Here is a 13,935-nt window from a genome sequence, read left to right as displayed (position 1 = left end):
TCGCCATCGGAACGAGGGCGCGGCGCTAAATGGTGCCGCACCCCGTCTTGATCGCCTCATTCCATCGCGGTGCTGGGACGCCGCAGCACCTTTTCACGCACGGTGCGGCCCCAGCGCATCAGTCGGCGGTTACGGATGTAGCGCAGCTTGCCGCGCAGCTCGTTCTCGACCTGGCGGCGCTCGAACCCTTCGCCCAGCCGGCTGAACGCAGCCCGCGCCGCATCCTGCCGCGTCGCGTCGGTCAGCAGCGAGCGCACCGTGTCAGGCAGGTTGGCGCCGACGCCGAGCACGCCCAGCCCATGCTCGTGATGGAATTCTAGGTGGGGATAGCTCGCCGCCACCTCTGCCCAGAACCGATGCACGCCGAAGTCGGCATGGGTTTCGTAGGTGTCGTGGAACAGCACCACCGCCCGGTCCGACAGCTTGGGAAACCAGCTTTCGAAATCGTGCTTCACCGCGTCATAGGTGTGGAGCCCGTCGATATGAAGCAGGTCGACCGACCCGTCCTCGACCTGGTTCAGCGCCTCGTCGAAGGTGCAGCGCAGCAGGCGCGAGAAAGCGGAGTATTTGGGATCGTGCGCGGCCCGCAGCGACGTGTAGGCCTCCGGGTCGAGCGAGCCGGCCTGGTGATCGCCCTGCCAGGTGTCGACCGCGACCGTCCAGGTGTCGAGCCCCAGAGTCTTCACCGCCTGGCAAAAGGCGAGATAGCTCATTCCGTGCCACGTCCCCAGTTCGACGATCGAGCGCGGGCGCAGCGCGTCGACGATCCAGAAGGCGAAGGGGATGTGGCCGAGCCAGCTGGACGGGCGAAAATCCTCTGGCGTCCAGAACATGGAGGGCGGCAGCGCATCGAGCGAAACGGGGTTGCTGGAAGTCATGGCCTGCCCATAATCGGCGGCGAAACGTTCGTCACCCCCGCTTGCGCCGAGGCAAAGGGCGTTCTACGGGCGTTCATCAATCAGCAATACCCAAGCAGAGGGACGTTTACACATGAGCGAGACCGCCGACCGCGTGAAGAAGATCGTCGTCGAGCATCTCGGCGTCGAGGCCGACAAGGTGACCGAGGACGCCAGCTTCATCGACGATCTGGGTGCTGACAGCCTCGACATCGTCGAGCTGGTGATGGCGTTCGAGGAGGAATTCGGCGTCGAGATCCCCGACGATGCAGCCGAGAAGATCACGACCGTCAAGGACGCGATCACCTACATCGACGAGAACAAGGGCTGATTCCCTCGGGATCACCCAGCCCGTTCGCGGGCAGTATTTGAACGGCTCCCCGTCCGGGCTAAAAGGGCGGGGAGCCGTTTCGTTATAAGGACATCGGAGAGAAGCATGCGGCGCGTTGTCGTCACCGGCCTCGGCCTGGTCACCCCCCTTGGTGCGAATGTCGAAACCGCCTGGGCCAATATCATCGCCGGCAAGTCCGGCGCGGGGACGATCACCCGCTTCGACACCACGGGCCAGAAGTGTACCATCGCGTGCGAGGTGAAGCCCAAGGATCACGAATACGGCTTCGATCCCGACAAGCGCGTCGATCACAAGATCCAGCGCCAGGTCGATCCCTTCATCATCTATGGCATCGATGCCGCCGGCCAGGCGCTCGAGGATGCCGGGCTGACCGAGATGGACGAGGCGACGAAGCTGCGTGCCGGCGTGTCGATCGGATCGGGCATCGGCGGCCTGCCTGGGATCGAGATCGAATCGATCAACCTGCACGAGCGCGGTCCCGGCCGGGTCAGCCCGCATTTCGTCCACGGTCGGCTGATCAACCTTATCAGCGGCCAGGTGTCGATCAAATACGGCCTGATGGGCCCCAACCATGCGGTGGTCACCGCCTGCTCGACGGGCGCGCATTCGATCGGCGACGCGGCACGGATGATCAAGGACGATGACGCCGACATCATGCTGGCGGGCGGTGCGGAGAGCACCGTCAACCCGCTCGGCGTCGCCGGCTTTGCCCAGGCACGCGCGCTCAACATGAGCATGAACGATCGGCCGACCGAGGCGAGCCGGCCGTACGACAAGGATCGCGACGGCTTCGTGATGGGCGAGGGCGCGGGCGTCGTCGTGCTCGAGGAATATGAGCACGCCAAGGCGCGCGGCGCGAAGATCTATGCCGAGGTCGTCGGTTACGGCCTGTCGGGCGACGCCTATCACGTCACCGCGCCGCATCCCGAGGGCAAGGGCGCCGAGAACGCGATGCGCATGGCGCTGCGCAAGGCGGGGATGGAGCCGTCGGACATCGACTATATCAACGCCCACGGCACCTCGACGATGGCCGACACGATCGAGCTGGCGGCGGCGAAGCGTGTGTTCGGCGACGACCTGTCGGGTGCCTCGATGTCGAGCACCAAGTCGGCGATCGGGCATCTGCTTGGCGGTGCCGGCGCGGTCGAGAGCATCTTCTGCATCCTGGCACTGCGCGACCAGATCGTCCCGCCGACGCTGAATTTGCACAACCCCGACGAGGGGACGGAGGGTGTCGACCTGGTCCCGCTCAAGGCCAAGAAGCGTGAGGTGAAGGCGGTGCTGAACAATTCGTTCGGCTTCGGCGGCACCAATGCGTCGCTGGTGATGAAGGCGATCTGATCTGATCGATCCCGGCATTGTGCCGGGATGGCCGGGGTGAATTGATGCGTAAGTTCGGATGCCTCGTCCTGCTCGTCGCCCTGCTGGTCATCGGCGCGCTGGTGGCGACCAACATGTGGGCAGGGAACGGCCCCGTGCCGCGCGACACGACGGTGGTGGTGCCGGCGGGCGCCAGTTTCGCACGGGCGGCGAACGAGCTGGAGAAGGCGGGGGCAATTCGCTCGGCCAGCAGGTTCCGACTGTTCAGCCGCGTGTTCGGCACGGGCGCGCCGGTTAAGGCTGGCGAGTATCTGATCCCGGCCCACGCCAGTCAGGCCGATATCCTGAAGCTGCTGGAAGAGGGCAAGGTCCGCCAGCGGCTGGTCGCGGTGCCCGAAGGCTATCCGTCGGTGCTGGTAGAGGACGCGCTTCGCCGCGCCGATGGGCTGACCGGCCCGGTGCCGGTGCTGGCCGAGGGATCGGTGCTGCCCGACAGCTATGCCTATGAACGCGGCGCGACGCGGGCATCGGTGGCGCAGCGCATGCAGAAGGCGATGAGCGACTATCTCGCCGCCGCCTGGAGGAAGCGCAAGCCGAACATCGTCGTGAAGACGCCGCGCGAGGCGATCATCCTCGCCTCGATCGTCGAGAAGGAAACAGGCAAGCCCGCCGAGCGGCCGACCGTCGCCGCCGTCTATGCCAACCGCTTGCGGCTGGGGATGCCGCTACAGGCCGATCCGACGGTGATCTATCCGATCACCAAGGGCCGCCCGCTCGGCCGGCGCATCCGCCAGTCGGAGCTGCGCGCGAAGAACGGATACAACACCTACGCCAGCGCCGGCCTGCCGGTGGGGCCGATCGCCAATCCGGGGCGTGCAAGCATCGACGCGGTGCTGGCCCCGGCGCAGAGCCAGGCGCTGTATTTCGTCGCCGATGGGACCGGCGGCCATGTGTTCGCCGACACGCTCGCCCAGCATAATGCCAATGTGCAGAAGTGGTATGCGATCCGGCGGTCGCGCGGGGAGATGTGAGGTTCGTCCTCCCATCGTCATGTCAGTGAGCGGCTATCGCCTGCGGCTGATGGGCGGCGATAAGCTGACACCCGACGCTTTTTGCGGTCTTCAGTCAGCATCGCCGGCTACATGCTGGGGGCTGCGAAGCCACGCCAGCGCTGCCTCCGGCTCGGTAAACAGAGCGAAATTCTCGTTGCTGGCGAGGCGCTTGATCTAGAGCTTCGAGAGCATCGTCGCGATCACCATCGCGGTGCGGTCCCGTGGGCCCTTGATCGCGAGCGCATGATCGCGAACGTGGAGCGCAACCAGCGGCGACTGGATCGACGCGACGGTGACGAGGGTGAGCACACGCCCATGCGCCGCCCGGGCGGTGGCGTGATAGGGCACGAGCGCGGCAAAGAAGGCGTCGACCTCAGCGCGCGTCCAGACACCGTCGATCCGTATATGGAGGATACCATCCGGATCGAGCAGGATGTCGAAATCGGTCGTCCGTCCCATCGGCCGCCCCTGATGCCTTAGCGGGGAAGCGCCGCCGCGACACGTGCCTTCGCTTCGACTTCTGCCATGGTGCCACCGGTCACCCAGCTGCCGCCGACGCAGAGCACCGGGCCGAAGCCCAGCCACTCGGGTGCGCTCGCCTCGGTGATGCCGCCGGTGGGGCAGAAGCGGCACTGGTGGAAGGGCGCGGCGAGCGCCTTGAGCGCCTTGAGGCCGCCCGACGTTTCCGCCGGGAAGAATTTGAAGTGGGTCAGGCCAAGGTCAAGCCCGCGCATGATGTCCCCCGCGGTGGCGACGCCGGGCAGGAACGGAACGCGGCTGCCGACGATCGCTTGGCCCAGCCGGTCGGACAGGCCGGGGGAAACGATGAATTCGGCATCCTCGGCCATCACCTGTTCGAACTGGTCGGTGTTGACGACGGTGCCGGCGCCGACGATCGCGCCCGGCACCTTCTTCATCTCGCGGATAGCGTCGAGCGCGGCGGGGGTGCGCATCGTCACCTCGAGGACGCGCAGACCGCCCGCGACGAGCGCCTCGGCGAGCGGCTTGGCGGTGGCGGCGTCGTCGATCACCAGCACCGGAATGACGGGGCTGGTCTGCATGATGGTGGCGATGTCGGTCACGTGTGCCTCTGCGCGAAGGCAGCCGCGGCGCCAAAGAGGCCCGGCTGCGGATGGGTGATGAGCTTGACCGGCAGCGCGGCCATCATCGACTGGAACCGGCCCTTGGCGACGAAGCGCTGGTCGAAGCCGGAGCGGATCAGCTTGTCCTTGATGCGCAGGCCCAGGCCGCCGGCGATCACGACGCCCTTCGCGCCGTGAGTCAGCGCGAGGTCGCCCGCGACCGCGCCGAGCGCGAGGCAGAAGCGATCGAGCGCGGCGAGCGCGATCGAATCGGTGCCCTCCAGCGCCTCGGTCCAGATCGTCTTGTCGTCGCGACTGGGGACGGCCCGGCCTTCGAGCTCTGCCAGCGTCTCGTAGATGGCGACGATGCCGGGCCCCGAGCAGATCCGCTCGGTCGAGACGCGGGTGAAGGTGCGGCGCAGGCGCTTGACGAAGGCGTCCTCGATGCCGTCGAGCGGGGCGAAATCGACGTGGCCGCCCTCGGTCTCCAGCACGAAATAGCCGGCGTCGGTGCGCAGCACCTGCGCGACGCCCAGCCCGGTGCCCGGACCGCAAACGGTGGTGACGCCGAGCGGCGGCAGGGGCACGTCGGGTCCGCACAGATGAATGAAATTGTCGTCGGGCACCTGGGCGACGGCATGGCCCACGGCGCCGAAGTCGTTGATCAACACCCACTCGTCGACGTTCAGCCGCTCGGTGATCAGCGACGGGCGGATGATCCAGGGGTTGTTGGTCAGGCGGATGACGTCGCCGGTGATCGGCGAGGCGACGGCGATGCCCGCCGCACGCGGCAGCGGCCGGCCGACGCTCTGTTCGAACGCCTGCCACGCGGTCTGGAGGCTGGCGTGCTCGGCGGTCTTCTGGGTGACGGGCTCGCCGAGATGGACGACGCGGCCGTTCTCGACCTCGGCGAGGGCGAAGCGGGCGTGTGTGCCACCGATGTCGACTGAGACGATCTGCATGTCGATAGCCTCCCTACATACCGCCGCCGGCGAGGATCGCAGACGCGCCCTTTTCCGCTTCGTCCGAATGGCCGCGGAACAGGCCGAAGAGTTCGCGGCCCATGCCGCTCGCCGGGGCGGGGGCGGGAGCTTGTTCGCGCGCCGCCCATTCGGCGGGGTCGACGAGCGCGTCGAGCGTGCCGGCGTTGGCGTCGATGCGGATCAGGTCGCCGTCGCGGATCAGGCCGATCGCGCCGCCGCCGAGCGCCTCGGGCGAGACGTGGATCGCGGCGGGCACCTTGCCGCTGGCGCCCGACATGCGGCCATCGGTGACGAGCGCCACCTGGAAGCCGCGGTTCTGGAGGACGCTGAGCGGGGGGGTCAGCTTGTGCAGCTCGGGCATGCCGTTGGCGCGCGGACCCTGGAAGCGGACGACGACGACGACGTCCTGCTCCAGATCGCCCGCCTTGAACGCGGCGAGGACGTCGGACTGGTCCTCGAACACGCGGGCGGGCGCCTCGACGACCCAGCGCTCGCGCTCGACCGCCGACACCTTGATGCAGGCGCGGCCGATATTGCCCTGGAGGATGCGCATGCCGCCATCGGGGGCGAAGGGGCTGGCGGCGGGGCGAAGGATGGTATCGTCGCCGGTGGCACCCGGATCACGCCAGACGAGCGTATCGCCATCGAGGTAGGGCTTTTCGCCATAGGCGGCCAGGCCGTCGCCAGCGACGGTCAGGATGTCACCGTGCAGCAGGCCTTCGCCCAGCAGTTCGCGGATGACGAACGCCATGCCGCCCGCCGCCTCGAACCCGTTCACGTCGGCCGAGCCGTTGGGATAGACGCGCGCCATCAGCGGAACGGCGCCCGAGAGGCGATCGAAATCCTCCCAGTCGATGACGATTCCCGCGGCGCGCGCCATCGCCGGCAGGTGGAGCAGGTGGTTGGTCGAGCCACCCGTCGCGAGCAGGCCGACCGCGGCGTTGACCACCGCACGCTCGTCGATGCAGCGGCCGAGCGGGCGATAGTCGTCGCCGCGCGCGCCGATCGCCGCCAGCCGGTGGACCGCGGCGCGGGTCAGCGCCTGGCGCAGCTTTGTGCCGGGATTGACGAAGGCGGCGCCAGGCATGTGCAGGCCCATCACCTCCATCATCATCTGGTTGGTGTTGGCGGTGCCGTAGAAGGTGCAGGTGCCCTTGCCGTGATAGGCCTGGATCTCGGCGCCGAGCAGTTCCTCGCGGCCCGCCTTCCCTTCCGCATAGCGTTCGCGGACGGCGGCCTTCGCCTTGTTGGGCAGGCCCGAGGGCATCGGGCCGCCGGGGATCAGAATCATCGGCAGATGGCCGAAGCGCAGCGCGCCCATGATGAGGCCGGGAACGATCTTGTCGCAGATGCCGAGCAGCGCCGCGCCCTCGAACGTCCCGTGGCTGAGCGCGACCGCGGTCGACAGCGCGATGGTGTCGCGGCTGAACAGCGACAGCTCCATGCCGGCATAGCCCTGGGTCACGCCGTCGCACATCGCGGGAACGCCGCCGGCGACCTGCGCGGTCGCCCCGGCCTCGCGCGCCCACACCTTCATCTGCTCGGGATAACGATAATAGACCGCATGCGCCGACAGCATGTCGTTGTAGGCGGTGACGATGCCGATGTTCATTCCCGTCGCGGCGCATTGCGCGTCGCGGTCCTCCTCGGTCCCCGCATAGGCGTGGGCGAGGTTGGCGCAGCCGAGTTGCGGCCGGCGGATACCGCGCTCCGCCTCGTCGTCCATCAGTGCGAGATAGGCCGAACGGGTCGGGCGCGAGCGCTCGACGATGCGGTCGGTGACGGCGGCGATGGTGGTATGGAGGGTCGGCATCGCCGGGCTCTTACTCCGGTTGGGGCGCGATTGTCGAAGGCGGCGTGCGGGCGAATACGTATTCGTCTCCTATCCGTTCGTGTCGAGCGCAGTCGAGACACGCTGCCGGTCGCGTGCGTCATGTCCCTCGACTGCGCTCGGGACGAACGGGGAGGCTTTACGGTGCCCAGTGAATGTCGACGGGCAGCTCGACGTCGGCGAGGATGCGGCCGATCGGATAGGCGGACGAGACGCCCTGGTCGATCGCCTTTTCCAGCACGTCGCGCTTGTCCTGGCCGGTGATCATGATCATCAGCGCCTTGGAGGCCGCGATCGCGGCGCGCGATAGGGTGACACGCGGAAAGGGCGCCTCGGGCGGCAGCGGATCGGGCATCACGCCGAGCGCGCGGCGCTCGCGCGGGCCGTTCAGCGCCTCGTCGAAGTCGGGGCCGGGGAAGATCGACGCGGTGTGGCCGTCGCCGCCGACGCCGAGCAGGCACAGGTCGAGCGGCCAGTGCAGATCCTGCATCAGCGCATCGGCCGATCGGCCCGCCGCCTTGTAGTCGTCGGTCGCCGCGGGGACGATCGGCATGACGCGCGCGCCCTTCGGCAGGAAGATCTTGGCGAGTCCGGTGACGTTCGACTTGGGGTCGCCGAGCGGAACGATGCGCTCGTCGCTGGGAACGATCGTCACCTTCTTCCAGTCGAGCTTGGCCTGGGCCAGCTTCTCATAGGCGGGGAAGGGCGTCCTGCCCCCCGCCAGTGCGATCACCGCCGAGCCGCGCGCGTCGAGCGCGCTTTCGATGACGAACTGGATGTCGCCGGCGACGGCAGCTGCCAGTTCGGCGGCGTCGTCATATTCCCACCATTCGATTTCGGTCATGTCATTCTACTCAATTTTCCGTTCGTCCCGAGCGAAGTCGAGGGACATGGCGCGCCAAGGTGTCTCGACTTCGCTCGACACGAACGGGGGGAGGGGAGATCAATCGTCCTGCCAGGTCACCCCGTCGCGCTCGGTCAGGGCGATCGCGGCGGAGGGGCCCCAGCTGCCGGCGGGATAATGCTTGGGCTTGGTGCCGTTCGCCGTCCAGCCCTCGCGGATCGCGTCGATCCACTGCCACTGCGCTTCCACCTCGTCGCGGCGGACGAAGAGCGTCTGGTCGCCGTCGATCAGGTCGAGCATCAACCGCTCGTACGCGATGCGGCGGCGGCTGCCGGCGAAGGCGGCGTCGATGTTGAGCGTCAGCGGTACCTCGCGCAGCTTCACGCCCTCGCGGTCGAGGCCGGGCTCCTTCGCCATCACCAGCATCTGGATATATTCCTCCGGCTGGAGGCGGATGATGAGCATGTTGGGCTGGAGGATGCCGCCGCGCCCCGAGAACATCGAATGGGGCACCGGCTTGAACTGAATCGCGATCTCGCTGCGGCGCTTCGCCATGCGCTTGCCCGTGCGAAGGTAGAAGGGCACGCCCTGCCAGCGCCAGTTGTCGACATGCGCCTTGATCGCAACGAACGTCTCGGTGTCGCTGTCCTTGCCGAGCTCTTCGTCATAGCCCTTGACGACCTTGCCGCCTACCGCACCCTCTTCATACTGGCCGGTGACGGTGTCCTGCGCCACCTTGTCGGGCGTGATCTTGCGCAGCGAGCGGAAAACCTTGGCCTTTTCGTCGCGGATCGCGGTGCCGTCATAGCGGGCGGGCGGCTCCATCGCGATCAGCGCGACCAGCTGGAGCATGTGGTTCGCGACCATGTCGCGCAGCGCGCCGGCGCCCTCGTAATAGCCGGCGCGGTCCTCGAGCCCGACGGTCTCGCCGATCGTGATCTGGACGTTGTCGATGCCGCTGCTGTTCCACACCGGCTCGAAGAAGCTGTTGCCGAAGCGCAGCGCGAGGATGTTCTGCACCGTCTCCTTGCCGAGATAATGGTCGATGCGGAAGATGCGATCCTCAGGGAAGACGCGCGCCACGGTGTCGTTGATCTCGATCGACGAGGCGAGGTCGTAGCCGAGAGGCTTTTCGAGCGCGATGCGCACGGTGCCCGCGGTCAGCCCGACCTTCTCCAGCCCCTCCACCGCCGATTCGAACAGCGACGGCGCGGTCGACAGGTAGATGGCGAGCCCGCCCGAAATATCGCCGATCTTGTCAGCGAGCGGCTGGAAGCTGTTTGAATCGGACAGGTCGCACGGCTGGAACTGGAGCCGTTCGAGGAAGCTGCCGACCGCGCTTTCGTCCTTGCGGTCGTCGGGCAGGAACTTGTCGAGAGCCTGCTTGGCGAAATCGCGAAAGCCCGCATCGTCATAGTCGGACCGTGCCGAGCCGGTGATCGTCAGGCCGTCGGGCAGCAGCTTGTCGGCATGCAGCGCGTAGAGCGACGGCAGCAGCATGCGCTGCGACAGGTCGCCCGTCGCGCCGAACAGGAGGAGCTTGCTGACGGGATTGCGCTGCATGGTCGCTCCTTGGTGGGGCATCAGAGGATCAGTCCGGCGAGCGGATCGAGACCCGCCATGAGGTTCAGGTTCTGGACGGCGGCGCCGCCGGCACCCTTGCCGAGATTGTCGAGCCGCGCGACGAGGCGGGCCTGGGCATCGGCCTTGTCGGCGAAGACGTAGAGGTCGAGCCGGTCGGTTCGTTCACCGGCGGTCGTCATCAGCAGTTCGTCGGGCTGGTCGGCGATCACGTGGACCAGCGGCTGGCCGTCGAAGGCCTGATGCAGCGTGTCCAGGATCGCGGCGCGCGTCGGCTTGGCCGGCAACGCGGCGAGCGACAGCGGCACTTCAACGATCATGCCGCGGAACGAGCGGGCGACCATCGGCGCGAAGACGGGCGGATACAAAAGCCCGGCATGGCGCTGCATTTCCGGCAGATGCTTGTGCGCGAGGCTGAAGCCATAATCGCGGAAGGCGAGGCTGTCGTCACCCTCGAAGCGTTCGATCAGCGCCTTGCCGCCGCCCGAATAGCCCGAGATCGCATTGACGGTCAGAGGCCAGTCGGCAGGGACCAGCCCGGCACGGACCAGCGGCGCGACGGACGCGAGGAAGCCGGTGGGGTAACAGCCGGGGTTCGAGACGCGGGCGGCGCCGGCGACGTCGAAGCCCAGTTCGGGGAAGCCATAGGTCCAGCCATCGGCGACACGATGTGCGGAGGAGGCGTCGATCACCCGGGTGCGGGGGTTCGCGATCAGCGCCACCGCCTCGCGCGCCGCCTCGTCGGGCAGGCAGAGGATGACGAAATCGGCGTCGTTGAGCGCCTGGCGCCGGGCCTCGGCATCCTTGCGCTTGTCGTCGGGCAGGGTGACGACGCTGAGGTCCGCACGCTCGGCCAGCCGCTCGCGAATCTCCAGACCGGTCGTGCCGGCGGCGCCATCGATGAAGACGGTAGCGGTCATGCCTCCAGCTCCAATACGGTACGATCGAGATAGCCGACGAGGCCGGGGCCGACGGCGATCCCCCAGGCGTTGCCGCCTGCCAGCTCCAACACCTCGAACCGGTCGCCGGGGACGATCTGGCCGACGATCTCGACACCGTTGCGCTCGGCATGAAGCGATGCGGCGCGGGATGCGATGCACATCATCGGCGAGGCGTAGTGTGGGGCGAATACGTATTCGGCGAGACGAACATCGGCGAGATCGCCGCGCACGGCATGCGTCCGAGGATCGAGATCGGCGGAGCGACCGGTCAGCGCGAACGCCTTACGCGAGGGCCCTGCTTCGCTGGGGATGCTCGCCAACCCCGAGGAATTGCCCGAATTCTTCAAGAAACTCTGCCCCTTCGGATGTGCGAGCGACGAAGATGTTACGCTTGTCGCTGTCGTCGCGTTGGCGGCGCAGATAGCCGAGCGCGCCCAGCCTATTCAAGGCGCGCGTCACGACGGGCTTCGAGACGTTCAGCGCGCGGGCCAGGCCGCGGACGGTGTGGGGGCCGGGTTTGAGGTAGACGAGCAGAAGAAGCGCCATCTGGCGGTTGGTCAGATCGGGCTCACCAGAGCGGACATAGTCGACCAGGGTCGACATCCACACCGCGAGCGTTTGCGCCTCTGCTGCTGCCACGTTTGCTGTTCCATCTTCGCCTCTGACGGGCGTCGTTTCGGTGACATAACGCCGTGAATCGCCACGGGTTGCGGGCGACCGGTGACAAAGCTTGGCCGGCGTTGACTTGCGTTCGGGGGCGTACCCAGCTAATGACCTCGCTGTTCTGTCGCAGAACGTGATCGATGAGCGCCCACGGGTGCACGCTGGCCGGCGAGGTTTCGCCCGCCGGCGCTTTTGTGTTTGGCGGCTCGTGTGTCGAGGTAAAAGCGAATGTTCGAAAGCCTGAGCGACCGGTTGGGAGGCGTGTTCGACCGCCTGCGCGGTCGTGGTGCGCTGACCGAGTCGGACGTGCGCGCCGCGATGCGCGAGGTGCGCGTCGCGCTGCTCGAGGCGGACGTGGCGCTGCCCGTCGCCCGCCAGTTCGTCGACAGGGCGACCGAGGCGGCGATCGGCCAGAACGTGCTGCGCTCGGTCACGCCGGGGCAGCAGGTCGTCAAGATCGTCAACGATGCGCTGGTCGAGATGCTCGGCGCGGACGAGAGCGAGCTGGAGATCGGCGTCACCCCGCCCGCGGTGGTGATGATGGTCGGCCTGCAGGGCTCGGGCAAGACGACGACGACGGCGAAGATCGCCAAGCGGCTGACGTCGCGCGACCGCAAGAAGGTGCTGATGGCGTCGCTCGACGTCAATCGCCCGGCGGCGCAGGAGCAGCTGGCGACGCTGGGCACGCAGATCGAGGTGGCGACGCTGCCGATCGTGGCGGGACAGCAGCCGGTCGACATCGCCCGGCGCGCGATGCAGGCGGCGAAGCTGCAGGGCTTCGACGTGCTGATGCTCGACACGGCGGGTCGCCTGCACGTCGACCAGGCGCTGATGGACGAGATGAAGGCGGTCGCCGACATCGCGACCCCCAACGAGATCCTGCTCGTCGTCGATTCGCTGACCGGCCAGGACGCGGTCAACGTCGCGCAGAACTTCTCCGACCAGGTGCCGCTGACCGGCGTCGTGCTGACCCGGATGGACGGCGACGCCCGCGGCGGCGCGGCGCTGTCGATGCGCGCGGTCACCGGCAAGCCGATCAAGTTCGCGGGTACCGGCGAGAAGCTGGATGCGCTCGAGGCGTTCCATCCGAGCCGCGTCGCGGGTCGCATCCTGGGCATGGGCGACGTCGTCAGCCTGGTCGAGCGTGCCGCGGAGTCGATCCAGCAGGAAGACGCCGAGCGGATGGCGAACCGGCTTGCCAAGGGCCAGTTCGACATGAACGACCTGCGCGCGCAGCTGCAGCAGATGCGCCGTATGGGTGGCCTGGGTGCGCTCGCCGGCATGATGCCGGGGATGAAGAAGGCGCAGGCCGCGGTCAGCCAGGTGGGCGGCGACAAGGTGCTGATCCACATGGACGCGATGATCGGGTCGATGACGCCCAAGGAGCGCGCCAAGCCCGAGTTGGTCAACGCCAAGCGCAAGATCCGCATCGCCAAGGGTTCGGGCACGACGGTGCAGGAGGTGAACAAGCTCCTGAAGATGCACCAGGAAATGTCGACCGCGATGAAGAAGATCAAGAAGATGGGCGGCCTGAAGGGCATGATGTCGATGCTCGGCAAGGGCGGGCTCGGCGGGCTCGGCAACGCCATCGGCGGCCAGGACCTGGGCGACATGATGCAGAAGGCGGGCGGCGGGCTTCCGGGCCTCGGCGGCGGCGCCGATGGCATGCCCAAGCTGCCGCCGGGCTTCGAGAATTTCATCAAGAAAAAGTAACAACTGACCAGAAAACGAAGGAATAATTACAATGGCACTCAGCATTCGCCTGTCGCGTGGCGGCTCCAAGAAGCGGCCCTATTACCGCATCGTCGTCGCCGATGCGCGCAGCCCGCGCGACGGCAAGTTCATCGAGCGGATCGGCAGCTATAACCCGCTGCTGAAGAAGGACGACGAGAAGCGCATCGTGCTCGACGCCGAGCGCGCGAAGCACTGGCTGTCGAACGGCGCGCAGCCGACCGACCGCGTCGCCCGCTTCCTCGACGCCGCCGGCGTCCGTGAGCGCGCCGCGCGCAACAACCCGAACAAGGCGAAGCCGGGCGAGAAGGCCACCGAGCGCGCCGAGGAGCGTGCCGAGAAGCAGCGCGAGGCCGAAGAGGCCGCGAAGGCTGCCGAGGCCGAGAAGAACGCACCCGCCGAGGCTGCTGCCGACGAGACGCCGGCCGCCGAGAGCGACGCCCCCGCCGAAGCGACGACCGAGCAGTAAGCAGCCAAACCGGATCATGGCGCGTTGCCGATCGGTAACGAGAGGAGGACCGCCATGATCCACGACCCCGATCCCAGGACCCCTGCCGATGACGACCAGCCCGCCGACGGCCGGGGACTCTCCAGCCAGGACCCCGCCGAAGGCAGCGACGACACGCCGCCCGCCGACGACGGATCGCCCCAGGGCTGAA

The 13,935-nt window shown here is 67.6% G+C and carries 16 protein-coding genes; 6 read left to right on the top strand and 10 right to left on the bottom strand.

Annotated elements, in window-relative coordinates; genetic code table 11:
• Positions 1-56: 56 nt before the first annotated feature.
• Positions 57-878, bottom strand: coding sequence for a class I SAM-dependent methyltransferase (locus GGQ80_RS05255; protein ID WP_183982822.1), 822 nt, complete (start codon positions 876-878; stop codon positions 57-59).
• Between the two features lie 112 nt (positions 879-990).
• Here GGQ80_RS05255 and GGQ80_RS05250 point away from each other — a divergent pair, with 112 nt between their 5' ends.
• From GGQ80_RS05250 to mltG, 3 genes are all read left to right on the top strand, one after another.
• Positions 991-1,227, top strand: a complete 237-nt coding sequence (locus tag GGQ80_RS05250; RefSeq protein ID WP_183982821.1) for an acyl carrier protein — start codon at positions 991-993, stop codon at positions 1,225-1,227.
• Between the two features lie 105 nt (positions 1,228-1,332).
• Positions 1,333-2,589 carry a beta-ketoacyl-ACP synthase II gene (fabF, locus tag GGQ80_RS05245; protein ID WP_183982820.1) on the top strand — a complete coding sequence of 419 codons (1,257 nt, stop codon included), beginning with the start codon at positions 1,333-1,335 and terminating at the stop codon, positions 2,587-2,589.
• A gap of 44 nt (positions 2,590-2,633) precedes the next feature.
• Complete coding sequence (gene mltG, locus GGQ80_RS05240) at positions 2,634-3,599, top strand: endolytic transglycosylase MltG (protein WP_183982819.1); 966 nt, start codon at positions 2,634-2,636, stop codon at positions 3,597-3,599.
• A gap of 195 nt (positions 3,600-3,794) precedes the next feature.
• On the opposite strand, the gene GGQ80_RS05235 is transcribed toward mltG, so the two are convergent.
• From GGQ80_RS05235 to GGQ80_RS05195, 9 genes are all read right to left on the bottom strand, one after another.
• The gene (locus GGQ80_RS05235) at positions 3,795-4,079 is read right to left on the bottom strand and encodes a hypothetical protein (protein WP_183982818.1); all 285 of its coding nucleotides are present in this window, start codon (positions 4,077-4,079) and stop codon (positions 3,795-3,797) included.
• Between the two features lie 17 nt (positions 4,080-4,096).
• Positions 4,097-4,702 (bottom strand): bifunctional 4-hydroxy-2-oxoglutarate aldolase/2-dehydro-3-deoxy-phosphogluconate aldolase, encoded by a 606-nt coding sequence (gene eda, locus GGQ80_RS05230; protein ID WP_343050862.1) that lies wholly within the window; start codon positions 4,700-4,702, stop codon positions 4,097-4,099.
• Positions 4,699-5,664 (bottom strand): glucokinase, encoded by a 966-nt coding sequence (glk, locus tag GGQ80_RS05225; RefSeq protein ID WP_183982817.1) that lies wholly within the window; start codon positions 5,662-5,664, stop codon positions 4,699-4,701. Before glk ends, eda begins: the two co-directional genes overlap by 4 nt.
• 13 nt (positions 5,665-5,677) lie before the next feature.
• A complete protein-coding gene (gene edd / locus GGQ80_RS05220) occupies positions 5,678-7,498 on the bottom strand; it encodes a phosphogluconate dehydratase (protein WP_183982816.1) in 1,821 nt (606 codons plus the stop codon).
• Positions 7,499-7,655: 157 nt separating this feature from the next.
• Positions 7,656-8,360: a 6-phosphogluconolactonase gene (gene pgl, locus GGQ80_RS05215; protein WP_183982815.1), complete on the bottom strand. Its 705-nt coding sequence runs from the start codon at positions 8,358-8,360 to the stop codon at positions 7,656-7,658.
• A 99-nt stretch (positions 8,361-8,459) separates the two neighbouring features.
• Positions 8,460-9,923: a glucose-6-phosphate dehydrogenase gene (gene zwf, locus GGQ80_RS05210; protein WP_183982814.1), complete on the bottom strand. Its 1,464-nt coding sequence runs from the start codon at positions 9,921-9,923 to the stop codon at positions 8,460-8,462.
• 20 nt (positions 9,924-9,943) lie between these two features.
• Positions 9,944-10,861 carry an N-acetyl-gamma-glutamyl-phosphate reductase gene (argC, locus tag GGQ80_RS05205; protein ID WP_183982813.1) on the bottom strand — a complete coding sequence of 306 codons (918 nt, stop codon included), beginning with the start codon at positions 10,859-10,861 and terminating at the stop codon, positions 9,944-9,946.
• Positions 10,858-11,112 (bottom strand): SH3 domain-containing protein, encoded by a 255-nt coding sequence (locus GGQ80_RS05200; RefSeq protein ID WP_183982812.1) that lies wholly within the window; start codon positions 11,110-11,112, stop codon positions 10,858-10,860. Before GGQ80_RS05200 ends, argC begins: the two co-directional genes overlap by 4 nt.
• Before the next feature lie 52 nt (positions 11,113-11,164).
• On the bottom strand, positions 11,165-11,485 hold the full coding sequence (locus GGQ80_RS05195) for a MarR family transcriptional regulator (RefSeq protein WP_183982964.1): 321 nt from the start codon (positions 11,483-11,485) through the stop codon (positions 11,165-11,167).
• Positions 11,486-11,773: 288 nt separating this feature from the next.
• On the opposite strand from GGQ80_RS05195, the gene ffh reads away from it, so the two are divergent.
• The 3 genes from ffh to GGQ80_RS18585 are packed head-to-tail and all read left to right on the top strand — an operon-like array spanning position 11,774 to position 13,934.
• Entirely contained in the window at positions 11,774-13,258 is a 1,485-nt protein-coding gene (gene ffh / locus GGQ80_RS05190) for a signal recognition particle protein (protein WP_183982811.1), read from the top strand.
• Positions 13,259-13,289: 31 nt separating this feature from the next.
• Entirely contained in the window at positions 13,290-13,745 is a 456-nt protein-coding gene (rpsP, locus tag GGQ80_RS05185) for a 30S ribosomal protein S16 (protein ID WP_183982810.1), read from the top strand.
• Between the two features lie 54 nt (positions 13,746-13,799).
• Positions 13,800-13,934, top strand: a complete 135-nt coding sequence (locus GGQ80_RS18585; protein ID WP_281375327.1) for a hypothetical protein — start codon at positions 13,800-13,802, stop codon at positions 13,932-13,934.
• Position 13,935: the final 1 nt, after the last annotated feature.

Origin of the sequence: Sphingomonas jinjuensis, assembly GCF_014197105.1 — a bacterium.
In the GTDB taxonomy this organism is placed as follows: domain Bacteria; phylum Pseudomonadota; class Alphaproteobacteria; order Sphingomonadales; family Sphingomonadaceae; genus Sphingomonas; species Sphingomonas jinjuensis.
Note: the sequence above shows the minus strand (reverse complement) of the source record. Positions and strands in the feature narration are given on the sequence as shown.